Source organism: Hippea maritima DSM 10411 (genome assembly GCF_000194135.1).
Classification (GTDB): domain Bacteria; phylum Campylobacterota_A; class Desulfurellia; order Desulfurellales; family Hippeaceae; genus Hippea; species Hippea maritima.
The window spans coordinates 1,628,057-1,647,838 of record NC_015318.1 but is presented as its reverse complement, the minus strand read 5'-3'; the positions used below and the strand labels follow the sequence as shown (position 1 = coordinate 1,647,838).

At 36.2% G+C, this 19,782-nt stretch carries 19 protein-coding genes and 2 pseudogenes; 8 read left to right on the top strand and 13 right to left on the bottom strand.

Annotated elements, in window-relative coordinates; translation table 11 throughout:
- Positions 1–7 precede the first annotated feature (7 nt).
- From HIPMA_RS08645 to aroQ, 5 genes are read left to right on the top strand one after another with little or no spacing between them, the layout of a single operon-like run.
- Positions 8–1,135, top strand: coding sequence for a pyridoxal-phosphate-dependent aminotransferase family protein (locus HIPMA_RS08645; protein ID WP_013682642.1), 1,128 nt, complete (start codon positions 8–10; stop codon positions 1,133–1,135).
- Entirely contained in the window at positions 1,128–2,057 is a 930-nt protein-coding gene (locus HIPMA_RS08640; RefSeq protein ID WP_013682641.1) for an ATP phosphoribosyltransferase regulatory subunit, read from the top strand. The genes HIPMA_RS08645 and HIPMA_RS08640 overlap by 8 nt, the downstream gene beginning before the upstream one ends.
- On the top strand, positions 2,054–3,319 hold the full coding sequence (locus HIPMA_RS08635; protein ID WP_013682640.1) for an adenylosuccinate synthase: 1,266 nt from the start codon (positions 2,054–2,056) through the stop codon (positions 3,317–3,319). The genes HIPMA_RS08640 and HIPMA_RS08635 overlap by 4 nt, the downstream gene beginning before the upstream one ends.
- Before the next feature lie 3 nt (positions 3,320–3,322).
- Positions 3,323–3,658 (top strand): histidine triad nucleotide-binding protein, encoded by a 336-nt coding sequence (locus tag HIPMA_RS08630; RefSeq protein WP_013682639.1) that lies wholly within the window; start codon positions 3,323–3,325, stop codon positions 3,656–3,658.
- Positions 3,655–4,101 (top strand): type II 3-dehydroquinate dehydratase, encoded by a 447-nt coding sequence (gene aroQ, locus HIPMA_RS08625; protein WP_013682638.1) that lies wholly within the window; start codon positions 3,655–3,657, stop codon positions 4,099–4,101. Before HIPMA_RS08630 ends, aroQ begins: the two co-directional genes overlap by 4 nt.
- Here the strand turns inward: aroQ and HIPMA_RS08620 are convergent.
- From HIPMA_RS08620 to HIPMA_RS08610, 3 genes are all read right to left on the bottom strand, one after another.
- Entirely contained in the window at positions 4,070–5,170 is a 1,101-nt protein-coding gene (locus HIPMA_RS08620) for a formylglycine-generating enzyme family protein (RefSeq protein WP_013682637.1), read from the bottom strand. The two genes, aroQ and HIPMA_RS08620, sit on opposite strands and share 32 nt — an antisense overlap.
- Positions 5,171–5,233: 63 nt before the next feature.
- Positions 5,234–6,019, bottom strand: coding sequence for a DUF4864 domain-containing protein (locus tag HIPMA_RS08615; RefSeq protein WP_013682636.1), 786 nt, complete (start codon positions 6,017–6,019; stop codon positions 5,234–5,236).
- Positions 6,020–6,204: 185 nt separating this feature from the next.
- Entirely contained in the window at positions 6,205–7,953 is a 1,749-nt protein-coding gene (locus HIPMA_RS08610) for an IS1634 family transposase (protein WP_013682635.1), read from the bottom strand.
- A gap of 337 nt (positions 7,954–8,290) precedes the next feature.
- Between HIPMA_RS08610 and HIPMA_RS08605 the strand changes: the two genes are divergently transcribed.
- Entirely contained in the window at positions 8,291–8,875 is a 585-nt protein-coding gene (locus HIPMA_RS08605; protein ID WP_041324072.1) for a hypothetical protein, read from the top strand.
- Complete coding sequence (locus HIPMA_RS08600) at positions 8,872–10,554, top strand: methyl-accepting chemotaxis protein (protein ID WP_041324070.1); 1,683 nt, start codon at positions 8,872–8,874, stop codon at positions 10,552–10,554. Before HIPMA_RS08605 ends, HIPMA_RS08600 begins: the two co-directional genes overlap by 4 nt.
- A gap of 130 nt (positions 10,555–10,684) precedes the next feature.
- Here the strand turns inward: HIPMA_RS08600 and HIPMA_RS08595 are convergent, their stop codons facing one another.
- Together HIPMA_RS08595 and HIPMA_RS08590 are read right to left on the bottom strand one after the other, a co-directional pair.
- The gene (locus HIPMA_RS08595) at positions 10,685–12,679 is read right to left on the bottom strand and encodes an AsmA family protein (RefSeq protein WP_013682634.1); all 1,995 of its coding nucleotides are present in this window, start codon (positions 12,677–12,679) and stop codon (positions 10,685–10,687) included.
- A gap of 15 nt (positions 12,680–12,694) precedes the next feature.
- The gene (locus HIPMA_RS08590) at positions 12,695–13,066 is read right to left on the bottom strand and encodes a hypothetical protein (RefSeq protein WP_013682633.1); all 372 of its coding nucleotides are present in this window, start codon (positions 13,064–13,066) and stop codon (positions 12,695–12,697) included.
- A gap of 341 nt (positions 13,067–13,407) precedes the next feature.
- Here HIPMA_RS08590 and HIPMA_RS09300 point away from each other — a divergent pair, with 341 nt between their 5' ends.
- Positions 13,408–14,364 carry a cytidylyltransferase domain-containing protein gene (locus HIPMA_RS09300; RefSeq protein ID WP_013682632.1) on the top strand — a complete coding sequence of 319 codons (957 nt, stop codon included), beginning with the start codon at positions 13,408–13,410 and terminating at the stop codon, positions 14,362–14,364.
- A gap of 40 nt (positions 14,365–14,404) precedes the next feature.
- Here HIPMA_RS09300 and HIPMA_RS08580 read toward each other — a convergent pair whose 3' ends face one another.
- From HIPMA_RS08580 to HIPMA_RS08555, 8 genes and pseudogenes are all read right to left on the bottom strand, one after another.
- Positions 14,405–14,824, bottom strand: coding sequence for a PD-(D/E)XK nuclease domain-containing protein (locus HIPMA_RS08580; RefSeq protein WP_041324069.1), 420 nt, complete (start codon positions 14,822–14,824; stop codon positions 14,405–14,407).
- A gap of 49 nt (positions 14,825–14,873) precedes the next feature.
- The gene (gene istB / locus HIPMA_RS08575) at positions 14,874–15,656 is read right to left on the bottom strand and encodes an IS21-like element helper ATPase IstB (RefSeq protein ID WP_013681411.1); all 783 of its coding nucleotides are present in this window, start codon (positions 15,654–15,656) and stop codon (positions 14,874–14,876) included.
- Position 15,657: 1 nt separating this feature from the next.
- Positions 15,658–16,782, bottom strand: a complete 1,125-nt coding sequence (locus HIPMA_RS08570) for a Mu transposase domain-containing protein (protein WP_052297343.1) — start codon at positions 16,780–16,782, stop codon at positions 15,658–15,660.
- Positions 16,766–17,137, bottom strand: coding sequence for a helix-turn-helix domain-containing protein (locus HIPMA_RS09295; RefSeq protein ID WP_052297336.1), 372 nt, complete (start codon positions 17,135–17,137; stop codon positions 16,766–16,768). Before HIPMA_RS09295 ends, HIPMA_RS08570 begins: the two co-directional genes overlap by 17 nt.
- Before the next feature lie 115 nt (positions 17,138–17,252).
- Positions 17,253–17,504 (bottom strand): annotated as a pseudogene (locus HIPMA_RS08565) (DUF4277 domain-containing protein); the annotation flags it as partial.
- Between the two features lie 135 nt (positions 17,505–17,639).
- Positions 17,640–17,726 (bottom strand): annotated as a pseudogene (locus tag HIPMA_RS09925) (AAA family ATPase); the annotation flags it as partial.
- A 34-nt stretch (positions 17,727–17,760) separates the two neighbouring features.
- Complete coding sequence (locus HIPMA_RS08560; RefSeq protein ID WP_013682631.1) at positions 17,761–18,825, bottom strand: DUF354 domain-containing protein; 1,065 nt, start codon at positions 18,823–18,825, stop codon at positions 17,761–17,763.
- Positions 18,825–19,772, bottom strand: a complete 948-nt coding sequence (locus tag HIPMA_RS08555) for a UDP-glucuronic acid decarboxylase family protein (RefSeq protein ID WP_013682630.1) — start codon at positions 19,770–19,772, stop codon at positions 18,825–18,827. Before HIPMA_RS08555 ends, HIPMA_RS08560 begins: the two co-directional genes overlap by 1 nt.
- Positions 19,773–19,782: the final 10 nt, after the last annotated feature.

Sequence of the window (19,782 nt, the reverse complement as noted above, 5' to 3'; positions counted from 1 at the left end):
TATAGCTATGAAAAGATACCTTTTAACGCCCGGACCTACTCCGGTGCCTGAGGATATAGCGCTTCTTATGGCAAAACCTATGATTCATCATAGAACTTCGGAATTTAAGAATATTTTTGCCGAAACAGTTCAGCTTGCAAAATCCATATTTCAAACAAGAAACGATGTGGTTATATTTGCCTCAAGCGGCTCAGGTGCAATGGAGGCAGCAGTTTCCAATGTTTTGAATGAGAATGAAAAGGCTATAACTATAAACGCTGGTAAATTCGGAGAGAGATGGACAAAGCTTGTAAGGGCTTTTGGCGCCAACCCGATTGAGTTATCCTATGAATACGGTGATTATGCAAAACCTGAAGACATCAAGAAGGTATTAGACAACAACGGCGATGTAAAAGCCGTTTACATCCAAGCTTCTGAAACATCCACAGCTACCTATCATCCTATAGATGAGATAGGTTTGATGCTGAAGGAATATTATCCTGATGTTTTGTTTGTTGTGGATGGTATAACAGCATACGGTGCTATAGATGTAAAGACGGATGATTGGGGTATAGACATAGCCATAACCGGCTCTCAAAAGGCATTGATGCTCCCGCCCGGTTTATCGTTGCTTGCCATTTCGGATAAGGCTAAGGATAAAATAAAGAACACTAAGAATAGGTATTACTATTTCGATATACTAGGTGAGATCGATGCTGGTGCGGGAAAGTTTACGCCAGCTGTTAGCCTTGTTATAGGCCTAAATGGTGCTTTTAAGAGGTTGCTTGATGAGGGGCTTGAGAATGTCTTTAGAAGGCATGCGCTTCTATCCAAAGCAACACAGGAAGCTTGCAAGGCTTTGGGCCTGGAGCTTCTATCAAGGAGGCCTGCAAACTCACTAACGGCTGCATATGCTCCGCAAAACATAGATTCGTCAAAGATTATAGGCATTATGAGGGATTATGGTGTTGAAATATCAAATGGCCAGGGGCATCTAAAAGGTAAGATATTCAGGATTGCCCATCTTGGATACTTTGATAAGGCAGATATACTTATGGGTATATCAACACTAGAGATAGCCTTAAGGAAGCTTGGTGTTAATGCAGCATTTGGTGAAGGCATCAAAAGGGCTATGGAGATATTTGCCGATGAATAGAATTCCATCGGGCGTTGTTCAGTTTTTTGAGCCTCTAACTTCCATAAGAAGAAAGGCTGAAAATACAATAATTGAGTTTTTTAAGTCTAAAGGGTACGAAGAGATAATAACGCCTACATTTGTTTATGAGGATAGCGTAAGTGAATTTCTGTTTGAGCCCTTGAAGAATAAGCTGTTTAAGATTGTTGATAAAAACAGTGGCCAAACGATGATTTTGAGGGCTGACATAACGCTGCAGATAACACAAGCGGTTTTATTGGGTGATTTTAAAATGCCAGCAAGGCTTTGTTATGCCCAGAATGTTTATAGGGATATAAAAGAACATTTAGGTCAAAAAAGGGAATTCAAGCAGATTGGCGTTGAACTATTTGGCATAAAAGAAGTTGATGCCGATTTTGAGGTTGTAAGCTTAGCTATAGACAGCCTATCTTTGATGGGTCTTAACAATCTGTATGTCAGGGTTTCTGACACCTACATAATAGAAAACTTAATAAAAGAGTTTGGCTTGAATCCAGGCAAAGCTGAGCGACTTAGAGAGCTTGTTTTTTTGAAGAATATATCACATATAAAAAAAGAGGGCTTTGATAGTGCATTGATTGAAAGGATAGAGCAACTTGAATCTTTAAGCGGCTTGAGTTTAGATAATCTTAAAGATTGTGCTTTTGATGCCGCTAATTTGTCATTAAAGATAAAAGAGCAATATCCAGATGTTGAGGTTTTCTGTGATCTGTTTTACTGTGAATATCCACTATACCATCACGGCATAACCTTTGAGATATTTGCAGAAAATAAAAAACTTGCAGTTGGCGGAAGATACGGTAATATAACAAAGAAGCTTGGAAGGTATATACCCGCTACTGGGTTTGCCATAGATTTAAACGAGTTGAGTTATTTTTTGTATGAGAAGGAGAACTTCAGATGAATAGGTTGGTTATAGGTAGCCAATGGGGCGATGAAGGAAAGGGTAAGATTGTAGATATATTGACAGAAGAAGCCGATTTGGTTGTCAGGTATCAAGGCGGAAGTAATGCAGGTCATACCGTTTGCGTTGGTGATAAAAAGTTTATTCTACATCTAATACCATCAGGTATCCTTAGAGAGGATAAGGTTTGTGTTATAGGAAACGGTGTTGTTATAGATCCAAAAAGCTTTATTGAGGAGAAAGCAACACTTGAGGATTTAGGTATAAATGTGAATGAGAGGCTGATGATAAGCGAAAAAGCTCACCTTGTTATGCCTTATCACAAAGAGCTTGATGCAAAAAAAGAAGCGATACTGGGTGAGAATAAGATTGGCACAACAAAGAGGGGCATAGGGCCAGCCTACACAGATAAACATGCAAGAATAGGTATAAGGGTTTGTGATTTACTGTCGAGCGATGTTTTGAAAGAAAAGATAGAGAGCAATGTTAAGGAAATAAATAGATTCTGTGAGTTGTATTCTATAGAGCCGTTTGATGATAAAACTATTTATGATGAGTATGTGGGGTATGCAGAGGAGTTAAAGCCGCATATTCGCAACACTGTTTATTATTTAAACGGAGCATATAGAAACGGTAGGAGTATACTCTTTGAGAGCGCTCAAGGTTCAATGCTGGATGTGGATTTTGGCACCTACCCCTTTGTTACATCATCAAATCCAACAGTTGGCGGGGCATTTGTAGGAACTGGCTTGCCATTTAGGGCATTGGATAGTGTTGTGGCTGTTGTTAAAGCATATACAACGAGGGTTGGAAATGGTCCATTCCCCACTGAGCTGACCGACGATGTTGGTCAAAGAATTAGAGATAAAGGGGCAGAATACGGCGCAACAACAGGTAGGCCTAGAAGATGTGGCTGGCTGGATTTGGTGGTTGTAAAATATGCGGCTATGATTAACGGTGTAGATAGTTTGGCTTTAACAAAATTAGATGTTTTGGATGATATGGATGAAATTAAAGTTTGTGTAGGCTATGAATATGAAGGTAAGAAAATAGGATTTATCCCGTCTCAACTTGAAGAGTTTGCAAAATGTAAGCCCATTTATAGAAGCTTTAAAGGATGGGGCAGTACAAAAGGGGTAGAAAAGTACGAGGATTTACCGGAAAATGCAAGAAAATATATAGAGTTCATAGAAAAAACTGTGGGAGTTAGGTTTAGCATTATATCCACCGGCGCAAAAAGAGAAGAGACGATCAGGAGGTAGTTTATGTGCGTGTTTTGCAAGATTGTGAATGGTGAATTGCTGGCAGATAAGGTTTATGAGGATGAGAATTACCTTGCCTTTAAGGATATAAACCCTAAGGCGCCTGTACATGTGCTAATTATACCGAAACAGCACATAGAATACCTATCCGATATTGATGAGACTAATAAGCATATAATTGGAGATATGGCTGTTATAGCCAATAAAATTGCAAAAGAATTGGGTATAGATAAGAGCGGATATAGAATTTTAATAAACAACGGACCAGATTCAGGTCAAGAAGTTTTCCATATACACCTCCATCTGCTTGGTGGTAAAAAGATGGCCTTTACCGTATGAGAGTAGCAGTAATTAATGGCCCAAACTTAGATATGTTGGGCAAAAGAGAGCCGGAGATATACGGAAACCTGACTTTAGATGATTTAAAAGACTTGCTTGAGGATAAGGCGAGGATTTTAAATATTGAGATTGAGTTCTTTCAATCCAATTTTGAAGGTAAACTTATAGAATATATACATACACTCAGAGATAAAGCAGACGGTTTTTTACTTAACCCTGCGGCATTTAGCCACTATTCTATAGCTTTAAGAGACGCTGTTTTGGCTGTAGGATTGCCCTTTGTTGAGGTTCACATATCAAATATTTTTAAGCGTGAAGAATTTAGGCATAAATCTTATTTCAGCGACATAGCTTTAGGCGTTATCTCTGGGCTTGGCTTTGATGGTTATGTGTATGCCCTTGACTGGCTTGTTAAGGTTCTAAGACGAGGCGAAAACCAATAAAGTCATCTCTTAAGCCTGGCATGTAATTGCTTCTTGCCGAGAGTCTGTTGTACCTATAGGCCGTAAGCCAATTTCCGCCCCTTACAACCTTTGCCAAAGATATGTAAGGATTGAGATATACGGGGTTTTTTGCGTTTTTCATATACTGATAGGCTTTTGCATAATAGGTGTCGTAGCACCACTCAGCGGCGTTTCCTATCATATCGTATAAACCAAAAGAGTTAGGCAGAAACCTGCCAACAGGAGCTGTTCCTACATAGCCATCCTTGCAGGGAAAGTGCGTTTTTGATGTTTTATACCTTTTTAGTTTTTCAAATGCCGTCTCATCATAAACATTGGCATATTTGCAGGCGTTTTTGGGGTTATCCCAGTAAGTATCTTTCTTTAGGCCTCCTCTTGCTGCATACTCCCACTCTGCTTCTGTTGGAAGTCTGTAAACCTCGCCGGTTTTTATATAGAGCCATTTTATAAATTTTTGTATCTCATCCCACGAAACATTTACTACGGGTTGACTTGGCTTACTTAAGTCATATAACTTACCGCCGCCGCTGTCATGTTTTGGGTCAAACATGTTGTACTGTTTGTTGGTTACTTCGTATTGACCTATAAAAAATCCACTCAAACAGACTTTGTGGAGTGGCTTTTCCTCGTTCTGGGCCCATTTGTCTTGAGGGTTTGCGCCCATTTGAAAGCATCCCCCAGGAATGTAGACAAACTTCATACCTAATGGATTTGTGTAGTGGGTTGGTCTTACCATTAAAGACCATTTAGAATCCTTGGGTAGGCCATTTGGAAAATCTTTAAATATATCCCAGTAAATGCGTTTATTCAAACCAGGTTGTACAAGACCAATATCTCCTTGTAGATGGAGGTTTCGTGTAACGTAAATTTTGTTTTTTACTCTTATTCTTATACCAACAACTGCTTCTTGATTTGGCTTGCCTAAAAGATCGTAGTAGAATACTACATAATTACCGTCTCTTTTTACCTGGGGGTTCTGATATGAAAACGCAAAGGCATTAATAGATATAAACAAAAAAACAAATACAAAAACTAATTTTTTAATCATGACAATTCCCTTATATAATAATCGGCCTAAGTTGTAAATTTTAAAGTATAGTTCAAAATTTCTTTATTTTTCGAGTCTCAGAAATACTCCTATTATTTTATACTTGCCGTTATTTTTTACATATTCAAAATCAAAACCCAAGCGTCTGGGTTGGGTTGGGTAGTAGCCAATAAGTTTTAAGATACCATTTTCTTGTATCTCTTTCTTTGTTATGATGGGTTTCATATTTGTTATGTCGTTCCAATTTATGTTGACTGATGAAAATTTATAAAAAGCATTCTTCAATTTGTCTATATTTACACTGCTTTGGAATTGTGTGGAAGTTGTTGAGTAGAATCCCGAGTAATCGTTGTGCTGAATAGCATACACCAAGTCAACCATTGTTTTGTGTACTAGGTCTGAATAAGATACCTGCTGGAGGCTTGGCTTTGATTGTGAGCCTGTGTTTGATGATAAACCCGAGGGAGATATGGATATATAATTTATTTTCCATTCGTCGTTTTCTTTTATTAGGCTGATTTTTACGGGTATTCTTGAGCCATCGTCAAACTTTATACTGCCTTTGAGTGTTCCCGTTCCGTCTGCGGTTACTTCCCTGTTTTTAAAGGAATAGCCGTTGTAATGTTTGAATCTTGAATAAGGAAATGCCTGTTTGAGTTTAGATAAAGGCGTTGTGCTTCTGAAATTTTTAGAGAGATACTCTTGAGCTTTGACATAGTTGTTGTTTTTTATAGCTTTGAAAAAATTATCGGCTGTTTCGGGCAAGTCTGAGGTAAAAAAAAGTGCAGCGGCAACTGCGATAATACCTAAAATAAAAATAAACCCCACAATTTTTAGAATTTTTTTCATACAAACCTCCTACTATTTTTTACAAATTACCTTACCCTCGTCATATACACCAGGATGTTGCTTGTTTTTATAGAATAAAAACACCTTCTTATTTTACCTTAATTTATATAAAAAAAGTAGAAAAAAATCAAATTTAATTAATTCTGTGAAGACCTAGCTTTTATCTTGAATTTTTATATAAACCCTCATTCCGCACCTCTTTCTCCATTTATACCATAAAACCCCATATAATTACTACCCAATAGTTCCAATATCAGCCTATGCTTGTTTTCCAACCCAACAATCTGCTCTTGCCCATTAAGTAAGAGTAGATGTATAGCAAAGAAGTTCTCAAACACCCATCTTGCAGTGGGATTCTGAATGGGTTTGCCAAGTTGATTGGGAAAGGATTTGTTTTGATTTTTAAGCTCACTTCTTATTCTGTATTCCAAGGCAGAATAGACAAGCAAAGAGAGTGTCATTATCATAAGCATTGCTTCAATGCGTTTTGGGTTCTTTAGAAACATGGCATCGCTTAAAAACTCTGGTGATTTTAAGAACCTAAAGCCCCTTTCTATTCTCTGTTGAGATTTATACTCATCAAGCAGTTCCTTGGCAGACAGTGTCATATCATTGGTTGCAAGGATAAAAAGGCCACTCTTTTGGTTCTGTTTTTGTTTTAGGTATTCTTCATTTGGCTTGGTCTCTATAATCCAGTAGTATTCATAGTGGTCTGGTTTAGCATTTGGTTTTGGTCGTCCTCTTGTTTTGTATTTGGGCTTTGATATGAGTTTAGCCTCTGATATCATTATGCATTCTAACTTCTTTGTTTTTTCTTCAAATGCTTTTCTTGCATCAGCTTCACAGAAAAATGCTCTCTTTTGTAATTTCTCAATGAGTTTTGTTTCCTGTTTTTCTTTTTCTTGATACTCTTTCTTTATCGTTTTGTCCCCTCTTGATTTAGCATAACTGCTTTTGTATAAAACCCACTGTTGTTTCATTCCTTCATAATCTACTGTGTACTGGATAGCCTGATAGTTCTCATCAAGCTGAATAAATTCCTCTTCATTGTGGTTTTTGAGTATCTCTTTTGCCTGTTTTAGTTTCGATGGAACCCTTGAGATGAAAAGCATGTTGTTTTTCTTAAACTCTTCCATTGTTTTAGAACTAAAGAGGGCTGCATCGGCTATCACCTTTGTCTTTGTATTATTAGCATTCTTTAAAGAGTTAATATGCTCCTTTACTATATTGGCAAATGCCTGTGTATCTATTTTATTACCATCTGCAGGCTTCATCCATATGGGAATGCCTGCTTTGTGTTCTACTATAAGATTTAAAACCACCTGATTGAGCTCTGGATGGTGGTCTCTGCTGTATCCCTGGGTGATAAAGACTGGGGTTGGCTCATACTCTTCTTCTTTTCCTCCTTTTCCCCATTTTCCTTCACTGTTATTTCCCTTTTCTTCTTTTCCATTTCTTTCTTTTACTTTTCCTTTTTCTTTTTCTTTTTCTTCTTTCGTCTTTTGGTTTGGATACTTACCGTCAAGATGAAAGCTTGTGCTGTCTAAGTGTATGGTAGAGGGTGTAAGGTTCAGTATTTTGAGTGCCCTGCTTGCTATCTTTTCATACAGTTCACTTACGCCGTATTCAAAGAGCTTATCTAATGTTCTACCAAGTGCATCATCGTTGAACCAAGAGAAGTCAACATCCCTTCCGAATAATCTCTTTAGTGGTTTGTCTTTGAAGAAGAGAGGAGTTAGGTAGAGTTGCTTGTTGACATAACCAAGACCGTTAAGGATCATTGCCTTTGTTGCTTCGCCATAGCTTAGGTTCTTTGATTTGCTTGATGATGGTATTTCATCATCTATGGTTTCTGCTATCTTTAGTTCGTCTATCATACCAGCTATTAGTCCTAAGTGATCCATGTTCTTGATAACTGCTTTTTGTTGTAACATTTAAATACCCCCTCTTTTTAGAGGGAGATGTAAGCATTTTCTGTTCCGTTTATTCTAAGACCCTTTTCATTCTTTTACTCTGTGCATTTGGGTTTGGTCAAATAAAATAGAGGTTTGGGTGCGGAAAGGGGGATATAATTAATTCTGTGAAGACCTAGCTTTTATCTTGAATTTTTATATAAATAACATAGAATTTAATTATCAATGTTAAGTCTTATGTTTTGTAGCTTTGATTTGAGTGTTGGTTGTTTAATTAATAAAGTTTATCTCTAAGGGTTTTTAGAGCTAAGTAAAGTATTTTAATGAATAACAAAAATTAAGAAGGAGGTTACAGGCAATGAATCTACAGAGTATTAGGGCAAAAATATCTCTCTTGGTTACACTTTCTTTAGTTTCTGTTGCAGGTATTATACTTATATTTACTCAGGTTAAATTCTCAAAGTCTTTGACCAATTCTAGACTTGATCAGTTATCCTCGGTTGTTGATGCAAAGAAAAATGAAATTGAGAGATATTTCAATGACACAAAATCCTTGATTATATCTACAGCTGCAGATACAACAACAATTGATTCAATGATGCTTTTGAGTAACGCATTTCATAATTTGCCATCAGACCTTGCCCTAGATATAGATAAGGCAAAAAAAGCTTTAATTAATCATTACAATAATTACTATTTAAATAAAGTAAATTATAATATACCTGGTGTTAGTCCAAGAAGACCAACAAAGTACTATCTTCCAAAATCACCAGAAGGTATTATTGCACAGTACCTCTATATAGTTAAGAATAGCTACCCTATTGGTCAGAAGAATAAGCTAATAGCAAGCAATGATATATCTACCTACTCAGGAGTTCATAGAATGTATCATCCATCTTTTAACGAGATCCTCGAAAAGTTTGGCTTGTACGACATTTTTTGATTGATAATAAAGGGTATGTAGTTTATACAGATTTCAAAGAAAAGGATTTTGCAACAAACCTGATAAATGGACCTTATGCAAATACCGGTTTGGCAAGGGCATATAGAAAAGCCGAGCATTTAAACAAAGGTGAGATAGCCTTTGCGGATTTTGAACCTTATGAGCCAAGTTATAATTTTCCGGCCGCCTTCATTGCCACACCAATTTTCAAAGATAACAAAAGGGTGGGCGTACTGGCTTTTCAATTTCCTATAGATGAAATCAATAAGATAATGAGTTTTGATGGGCATTATAAAGAGGTGGGTCTTGGTGAGACCGGAGAGGTCTATTTGGTTGGTTCTGATAAAAAAATGAGGAACAACAGTAGGTTTACAGATACCATAAACAACCCTTTGGTTAGAAAGTTTAAAACGACAATAGGTATATTTACGGTTGATACACCCTCTGTTGAGCAAGCATTGGCTGGAAAGAGCGGTAGATGGATAATTAAGGATTACAGGGGCGTTCCTGTTCTTAGTGCCTATGCACCTATAAGGGCTTATAATAAACATTGGGCGATAATAGGAGAGATTGATAAATCGGAAGCATTGGCAGAGGTTAAAAGAACATTGGTATTAACCGTGGTTATAACTATAATAATCGCGATTATTTTTGTTGCGATAGCGTTGGTTTTTGTAAAAAGAATAATCTCGCTTAGACTTGAAAAATTTGAAGATGCTGTGAAAGACTTAGTGGAGGGTGAAGGAGATCTAACCAGACGCATAGATATCTACACCAAGGATGAGTTGGGCGAGCTTGCCGCGTGGTTTAATAAGTTTATAGAGAAAACGCAGCACATGATTAAAGAAATAAAAGATAAAACAAAGCTTTTGGAGATGGAGTCTCACAACCTATCCTCTGCGTCTGCCGAAATGTCTGCTACCTCTCAGCAGATAAATAGCAACACACAAGAGGTAGCAAGTGCCATAGACAGCGTTGCACAGGCGATAGAAGGTGTTGCGAAGTCCTCAGAAAATATCAATATACTTGCTACGGATGTAAGCGAAATCAACGAACAGTTACTGAAAGACATAGAAAAGAGAGTGGAAAGAATGCAGCAGAACGCCCAGCTTGCAAAAGAGGCTATAGAGCAGATAAACACAGTAGGTGAAGCATCAAAAGAGATAGGCCAGATTGTCAATGTTATAAACGAGATAGCAGACCAGACAAATCTATTGGCTTTGAATGCTGCCATTGAGGCAGCTCGCGCAGGGGATGCTGGTCGTGGTTTTGCCGTTGTTGCCGATGAGGTAAGGAAGCTGGCTGAGAAAACACAAAGAGCAACCGAGGAGATAAGAAGTACAATAAATAGAATGCAGAACTATACAAAAGCAGCCGTAGAAAAAACAGAAGAAACCGGAAATGTAATACTTAAGGAAACTGAGCAGGCAAAATTAGATAAGGTTAATACTGAAAATGTTGTATCAAAAACAAATAGCGTTATAAACGAAGTAAATTCAACTTCTGCAGCAACAGAAGAGCTCTCCTCTACAGTGTCAGAAATAAACATGCAGATGCAAGAGATAAAAAAGGCCACAGAAGAAAATGCTCAAGTTATAGAAAATGTCTCAAAATCAGCTGATGAGTTGAATGCTGTAGCCGATAATGTAGGAAAGCTTATAAACAGATTCAAAGTGTAAAAAGTAAGTAAATAGTTTAGCCGGTCTTTCAATAGGCCGGCTTTTTGCATTGAGTTAGGTTTTAGCCCAATCAAGGATCCATTGCTTTTGTCTGAGTTAAACCGCAGACAGATTTATATGTTTTTCTTTTTTACCAGTTTAGCCCTTTAAGAAATTTATTGAGCTTATTTTTGATCTTTTTCTCTATTAAAGCCTTTAGGTTGATTCCAACTTTTGGTGAGTTTAAGTTACCCTTGAAGGTTACATACACAGGTTTATTCTTTATGTCTATCTTGAGTTTAGCGTCAATCTTATTTTTATTTAGGTCTATTAGGGCTTTTTTTGAGCTTATATGTGTTAGCCTGCTTTGCATATCAAGGTCGGTTGTTATGATTCCGTTGTCTATGGTGCTTCTTGTTGTTGTTAGGCTGTATATTTCTTTTGTTATATCAAAGCCACTGGCTTGTTTTATGAGATAGGTCACATTGTTTTGCAGGATCTTACCATTTTTGAAGTCCGAATTGATAAATCCCTTCTTTGTTGTAAGGTTGTAGAGAAAGTTTGCCTTACCCTTTGATTTGAATATCGCCGGATATCTCAACATATCCTCTATCTTTAAAGCTTCTATATCTTTAGCTGAGCCTGTTAGCTTGTCATTAATCAATTTGGCTTCTATTTTACCATCGAACATATTTGAAAATGCATCAACCTCGATGTTTTTAGACTTTTTCTCAAAATATCCTGTTATAAGGCTACTGCCTTTAAGCTTTTTTTTGGTAATAAAATATAGCTTTCCAAGATCTGGTAAGTTTATATTGTATTTACCTGTTGCATTTTGATTTGTAAGGTTATAGATGCCTTTGTTAATCTTTGCTGAGCCAAGAGATGATTTTATGTTTAGAGTGTAGTTAGCTATAGATTGAGCTATCTTTGAATCAACTACTGTAGAAAATGCAATTTTTGGAACATCTAATGAGTATAGATTTTTTACGACCCTTTTATTTATAAGTCCATCATCTACATTAACCTTAAGATCTCCCAAGAGGTTCTCTGGATTAGCTTCATTAAGATGAAGAGTAAAATAAACAAAGCCTGTTGCATATTGTGGCTGGTTAAGCATATAAAGAAGTTTTTCGAGCCTTACTGCGTTTATCTTTGCAGTGATACTCTTTAATTTCTTTTTTTGAATGTTAAATCTGTAATCAATCTTGCCACCCGCTGCCTTTGCTATGCCCTTGATTTTTAATTTATCTGATTTACCACCTATAGAACCCAATGTTTCAAAGTTTCCTCTTAGGGCTATCTTGATTATTGGCTTTAGCACACTAAGTTCGCTTATTCTTAGATTGTACAAAAGGTTTAAAGCCTCATTTTTTTGATTAAAACTACCCTTTATATCGCTGTTACCTAGATTTGAATTTAGTATTGCCTGAAGTTTTATAAGGTTTCCTTCAAGACTTGTTTCTGCTTTTGAGTTAAATCTTACTAAAGGTGCGTTTATATTAAACTCTTTTTTTAGAACTTCTTTGTTCATATTTCCATTTGCAATGTTGATCAAAGCTTTGCCCTTTAAAGCGTTTTTGGAAAGATTTTTAAAATCAATATCGGCATTTATTAAAGCATTGGCGTATTTGGGTTTATTTAAGGCATACAAAAGTTTTTCAAGATTTAAGTTTTTGGCCTTTATCGTAGCACTTTTCGGCTTTTTATCAAAGAGTGTGATTTTATATGATGTAGTTCCACCTGCTATATCACTTAAGCCACCTATAGTGAGTTTTTTAGCTATAGTGCCTTTTATGGTGCCTTTGATATTAAACGGACCTCTTAATTTTATATTACTGAATGTAGTTGAGCGTTCGTTGGCGTCTATTTGTAAATTGTACTTTATATTTAGTTTTTTGAAGAGAAGATCGTGAGTGCCAGAAGCGGATAAAGATGAACCGTCAGGGCTTGTAAGTTTAAGTAAAATAGTGGATGGTCTTAGGCTGAATGTGTTTAGCTTTAAATTTGAGTGTAAAGATTTGTTTATTTTTGATTCTACTATTGGCTTTATAAGGTTATTCCCCGGTTGAGAGAATAAAATGAACCATACGGATATAACAATAGCAATAAAAACTGCAAAAATTATTCCTAAAATCTTTTTCATAAAAAACCCCTTTTTTTATTTCACTATTTTTATAATTTTTTCAACTTCTATTTCACCAGACCAACCTATTCTTTTTCTTATGCCCTTGACCTCTACAACTTTGCCTTTTAATTTTTTTAGTTCATCTTTAAGGTTTCCTGAAGCCTTATAACTTACCCTTGAACGGCTGGTATAGTTTGTTGTTATATATACGTCATTTTTTGATACCTCAACAAGTCCTACGATTTTACCGCTTAAGATGACAATTTTACTTGAGTTTTTGTTTTCTGGGGTATTTACTGTGTCCATACTATAACAATGGCCGAAAAAACCGTGACTAACAAAAATTAAAACCAGAATAGCCCTTAATGTAAATGCCTCAAAAATGCCAATTTTTAATTTTATCATTTTATATCACCTCACCTATTTCTTAATTATTTTTTATCATATTTACTATAACAAAGTCAAACAGAACCAAGGCTGTGTAATTATTATTGTTTTACATTACTAGTCCATAGCCTGCTGTCCCATAAAAATTGGCATTTTCCAAAAACTTTAAATCAATCTATGTTTAAATAGTTCACTCTTATTTGTTTTAAAAATCTGTGAACTTGTACGTACTTGCTATATATACTAAGTATGTGTGGATCACATGTTGCACAAGAGTTTTAGGTTTAGTGAATAAACGTTAAAGATGAGTAAGTATAGAAGGGTATGTATTTTGCTATATATGTTTCGGAGGTAAAAAAATGAATGAGCGTGTCGTTGCCTTTATTGTAGCGCGTTTATCTTCGTCAAGACTGCCAAGAAAACAGCTTAAAAAGATTGGCAGCAGGAGGCTATTGGATTGGACTATCGATAGTGTTAAAAAGAGCAGGTATGTGGATGATATCGTTATTGCGACAACGCAAGAGGAAGACAACAAGCCGTTAATTGACATAGCAAAAGAGCACAGAATCGATATTTTCCTTTACGATGGGGATATAAACGATGTTGTCGGTAGGCTTACAAAGGCTGCAGGGGTTTATAAAGCCGGCATTCCTATTCTCATTAGCGGTGATTGTCCGCTGATCTGGTCGCCATCTTTGGATAAGCTAATAGAGAAGATTTTGAGTGATAAGGATCTCGATTTTGTGGGTTTTTGCCCAAAAGACAAAAAACCTATTATACATGAAGGCATGGGCGTTTTTAGAAGGAAATGCTGGGAGCTTGCAAATAAGCTGTCTGATAAGCCAAACTTAAGGGAACATCAGTTTCCGATTGTGGGTTTAAGACCTGATCTGTTTAAGGTGGGTTGCGTTTATGATGATGAGATCTTTTATAAAGTAAAACACAGGGTTTCTGTTGATACGCTGGCCGATCTTGAATTTATGAACACCGTTTATAATGAGCTTGAAAAGAAGAATGAAGAGTTCAATATGCTCAATCTGGTTAGCCTGCTCCTTGAGAAGCCGTATTTAATGGATATAAACAGGGATGTTCATCAGATTCAATTGGAAGAAAAACAAAAGAAGGCATTAATTGTGGTGGAGAGGCAGGAGAATCTTGAGCTATTGTTTGACTTGGCTTATTATTTAACAAAAAAGGGCGTGGGCGTTAGGTTTTTCTCAGAAGATAACGGGATTTTAAAACTCGTTGAGAATAAGGGATTTGGTATTATTGAAAAACAAAAATCGAGGGATTTTGATTTTGAGATTAAAGGGTGAGTTGAGTTTTGGAGATAATGCTTAGATTTTTCAGCCACTATTAATCTATCTCCTCCACCCTCCAACTACCTATATTCCTCTCCCCCGAGTCAAACACCATCCCCACAAGATAGATATCTTTTTTCTCATCCAAGTATTTCTCATAGTACTTTCTCTTTCTTATCTGACTTATCGGTTTGTCTTTTTCTTGATCCACCTTGAACTCTATAATCACTATCTTATCTTTTGTCTTAATCGTTAGATCTATTCTTCCCTTATTGGTAATGTCTTCTGGAATCACATCATAACCCAAAGCCATGAGATAGACAAAGATAACGCTGCTGTAGTATCCCTCATACTTGGATAAAATATTATTGGCATAGTTTGTGTAGGGAATGGTTGCAAAGATGGTCTTTAGGTGGTTGATGAAGGAGGTAAAGTCGTTCTGTCTCAATGCATCTTTCAAGCCTGTTAAAGTCAACCAAATTTCCCCACCTTTGGGTCATTTAAATTCCCCACCCCTTGGATTGTTAATTTAAACTGTTTTGATTATCTTTTGCCTCCTTTAGGTGTTTAATTCTATAGCTCTCACCTGTTATCTTGAATATATGGCAGTGATGGACAAGTCTATCAACTATGGCAGAGGCCAAAACGGCATCTGAAAATATGTTAGCCCACTCCTCAAATGGTCTATTAGTGGTGATTATAATTGAACCCTTTTCATATCTTCTCCTTATCACCTCAAAGAACTCATCCACATAGTTGGATGGGATCTTTTTAAAGCCTACTTCATCTATTATCAGAAGGTCAGATGATAGAATCTGGTTCAGTATTGAGGTGTAGGTTCCATCTCCCCTTGCAGATATGAGCTTTAGGATTAAATCGTTGGTATGGATGAACAAGACCTTATATCCCTGTTTTAGGGCCTCTAATCCTATCGCATTTGCAAGGTGGGTTTTACCAACTCCAGGATTGCCCATGAATATGATGTTTTTCTTCTCCTCTATGAACCTGCAGGATGCAATGTCTAAGAGTTCTTTCTTGTTTAGCTTTGGTTGGTATGTGAAATCATAGCTATCTAAAGTCTTTGTTGTGTCAAGCTTTGATTTTGTAAGTCTTTTTCTAAATGAGTTGCTCTGCCTGTTTATGTATTCATCCTCTAATAGGAGTTTTAAGAAGTCTATGTATGTCAGATTATTATCAATGGCATACCTGTTCCTTGCCTCAAGTGTCTTTGCAATGCCAGAGAGTTTAAACTCCTTTAGTCTTCTTTCTATGTTTTTCATATCTTTTACATTTTCCACCCCTTTCATTTCACTCACCACTCATAATGTCTGTTTTCATATCTGCTTTTATATCTGTCATTTCATCGTAAGCTCTTAGTGGGTTATAAAAACCTAAGGCTATGGGTGAGTCTGGTTTGTCGTAGGGAATGTTGTAGAGCTCATTCTTCAGTATGCTTTTTAAAGAGGAATAGCTTATGCAGTTGAAATCAATTGCCCTTTTGAATGCAAGCTCCATTGTCTCTTTGGGGTATCCCTTTGAAAGAGACATTACACCTCTCATTACCCTGTGATATGAGGCAGGTTTCTCTTTTCTTAGCCTTTTATAGAACAGGTAGGCGCTTTCACCTATATCAAGCGTCATGGTGGTGTATTCTGAATCTGTGGGATTTTTCTTCATCTTGGGTTTATGGCTTTCCTTTGTTATGAACTCACCCTTTAATTGAGAAAGCTCATGTGTGGCTATTAAGTTGAACGATGAATCATAGATCTCCATTATATTTCCATTTGACCTAATATTGAGCTTTTCTGATATGTATTTTTCAGGCACAGAGTAGTAGTTGTACCTGTAATAGATGTGGGAGTAGGTGTTTACAGTTCTTTTTGCAATATCGTAGGTCTCATATCTTCTATCTGGCAATCTGTTGAGTTTTTCCTTTTCTACATTGAGAAACTCATCCTTCGGTATTTTTCTTGTTGTGCCGTGTAGCTTTGCATTACAGATGTTGTCCTGCCAGAATAAAAGCTTCTCTTTGACTGTGTCTATGTCTTCTATTCCTTCCGCTCTTATGCTTTTTAGAAAGTTGTTCTTTATGTATTTTATGCTGGATTCTACCTTGCCCTTCTCATTTGGTTTTCTCACCCTACAGGCAACAGCAGAGGAGTTGTAATACTCAAGCATCCTTGCATATTCATGCTGAATTTCAGGCTCATAGAAGTTAACATGCAATACACCGCTTTTTAGGTTGTCTATCTTTATAGCCTTTGGTGCACCAGAGAAATATTCAAATGCATTGATATGGCAGTTTATGAATGTCGGTATACTTTGGTTATCCACAAGCTCATAGTATCTGTACCTCGAATAGGACAAAACCATTGAGAATATCCAGTACTTTACTTTCTTTTTTCTTCTGCTATTATTAGAAATAACCGGCATAGCCGAAATCTACTTGGGCTTCTTGGCCAGGTGGGCTTATTAAGGGGATGAAGGGCTCACCTGGCTTTAGCTTCCTGATGTAGCGTTTCACAGAGCTATAGCTTACATTTAGACTATGCTTTTCTTTTAACTTCTGGTGGATTAAAACAGCGGAGAGACCACTTTTTAAATACTCCATGATTTCATCCTTGTATGGATCAAGGATGCTTTTCCTTTTGATGGTGGGTGTCTTAATCTCTCCGTTTTCTACCTTTTTCTTAATCTTTCTGACTGTTTTCCTGTCAATCTTTAGCTCTCTTGCAATCTGTGAGACATTTTTCCCAATACTCAGTAGTGCTTTTACCGAGTAATACATACAAACCCCCAACAATTTTATTTACCCTCCATCTTTTAAAAAGATTAGGGCATGCTACCAAAAGGGTGGGGAATTTATAAGCCCTTTTGGTGGGGAGTTTATTGTAGCTTTAGCAAACATCCCTTCCGAATAATCTCTTTAGTGGTTTGTCTTTGAAGAAGAGAGGAGTTAGGTAGAGTTGCTTGTTGACATAACCAAGACCGTTAAGGATCATTGCCTTTGTTGCTTCGCCATAGCTTAGGTTCTTTGATTTGCTTGATGATAGTATTTCATCATCTATGGTTTCTGCTATCTTTAGTTCGTCTATCATACCAGCTATTAGTCCTAAGTGATCCATGTTCTTGATAACTGCTTTTTGTTGTAACATTTAAATACCCCCTCTTTTTAGAGGGAGATGTAAGCATTTTCTGTTCCGTTTATTCTAAGACCCTTTTCATTCTTTTACTCTGTGCATTTGGGTTTGGTCAAATAAAATAGAGGTTTGGGTGCGGAAAGGGGGTTTTAGAGCTATGTGGGTTTTATCAACATAATAGCAGTTTTCCTCTATGATCTTGCTAAAAGTCTGAATGCCTATTGGGAGTTTCTTCATGGTAGGGAAAGAATAACAATTATACTGTAAGAAATCAATTTAAAATTTTCTCTATAAGCAAATCTATATCAACTTCCATTTTATCCAATGCTTTTAAATTTGGAATAAGTTTTTTTTCTTTAGCTAACTCGATATTTTTAAATAGATATTCTTTGTTATCAACCCAAACCATCAAGCCGTTGTCTATTTGCCATTTATCGTAGTGGCTTATAAAGCTGCGCGTTGAGATCGTTGGGGTTCCTAAAAAACAACTTTCGGTGTTAATTGTCCCTCCACCGCCGATAAATAGATCGGCGTCTTTTAACAGATGCTGGAGTTTTATTTTTTCTTCAATTACATAAGCAAAAGGGAACTCTTTTTTTAAATAATCACTTTCGTATCTTGGAATGATTATTATATTTGCATTAAACTTTTTATGGATCTCAGGCAATGCTTCGTAAAGGAATGGATATTTTTTGTTTACATAGCTTGATTTATACTCTTCTTCTCTTACCACAATCGTGAATTTTTTCCTATCGATTTTGTATTTTTTGTAAAAGTTCTCTACATAGTTCTTGTCAAACTTGAAATCTTTAAGCCAGATTAAAGGATCTATGAATTTATATTCAATAATTTGATCCCTTTCCAATCCAAACCTTAAGAATATCTCATCAGGCACAACAAAAGGTTTAAACATCTTAGTGGCAAGAGGTATTGTAAGCCTTGCTTGAGGCAGGGCTCTTTTAAAATTGGTTCTATAATCACTAAGGGGAATGTCATAAAAATTATAAACAGGAATCCCAAACCCAAAGGCGACCCTATTTACATCAACTACACAACCGCTAATCACAGCGTCTACGTTCTTTACGATTTCAATTAATTTTTCCATTCTATATAAGGATGCTCTTAATTTTCCTTCCAAACTAGATCCTCCGTATTCTCCTATAGAAGTATAGTCTAAATTATAAAGTTCTATTACTTTGTTTAATTCAGTATAACCTTTTCCGCCTCTGCTTGTTATAATCACATTGTGTCCTAACTTTTTTAATTTTTTAATTATAGGATAAAAAAATAAAACCCACTTTGGCATATCTAAGTCAAAAAGGATTGATTTTCTCATCAAAGTTTATTCCTTAGTTTATTTTTGAAATACTCTATCGTCCTTACTAATCCTTCTTCCAAACCTATTTTTGGTTTCCAATTTAAATATATTTTTGCTTTAGTAATATGGGGTTTTCTTTGTTTTGGATCATCTTGTGGAAGCGGTTTAAAAATTATTCTACTTTTTGAATTGGTAAATTTAACAACTTTTTTAGCTAATTCTAAAATAGTAAATTCTTCAGGATTTCCAAGATTAATAGGACCTGTTAAATTAGAATTCATCATTTTTATAAGTCCATCTACTAAGTCTGATACATAACAAAAACTCCTTGTTTGACTTCCATCTCCATAAATTGTAATATTTCTATTTTTTAAAGCTTGAATTATAAAATTGCTAACAACCCTTCCATCATTCATTGCCATTCTCGGACCATAAGTATTAAAAATCCTAACTACTCTAATATCTACTCCATATTCCCTATAGTAATCAAAAAAAAGCGTCTCAGCACATCTTTTCCCCTCATCATAACAAGCCCTAACTCCTATTGGATTTACATTTCCTCTATACTCTTCTACCTGCGGATGAACTTCAGGGTCTCCATAAACTTCGCTGGTTGAAGCTTGTAAAACCTTTGCTCCTGTGCGTTTAGCTATATCTAAAACATTAATAGCCCCCATTACATTGGTCCTAACTGTTTTAACTGGGTCTTTTTGATAATGAATTGGACTAGCGGGAGATGCTAAATTATAAATTTCATCTACTTCAATCGAGATGGGCTCTTCAATATCATGTCTAATAACTTCAAAATAAGGATTACCCATTAAATGGGTTATGTTATCTTTACTCCCTGTGAAAAAGTTATCGAGACAAATTACTTCATTTCCTTCTTTTAAAAGTCTTTCACATAAATGACTTCCTATAAATCCTGCACCGCCTGTTATTAGGATTTTTTTTACATTTTTCAAATTGGTTCCT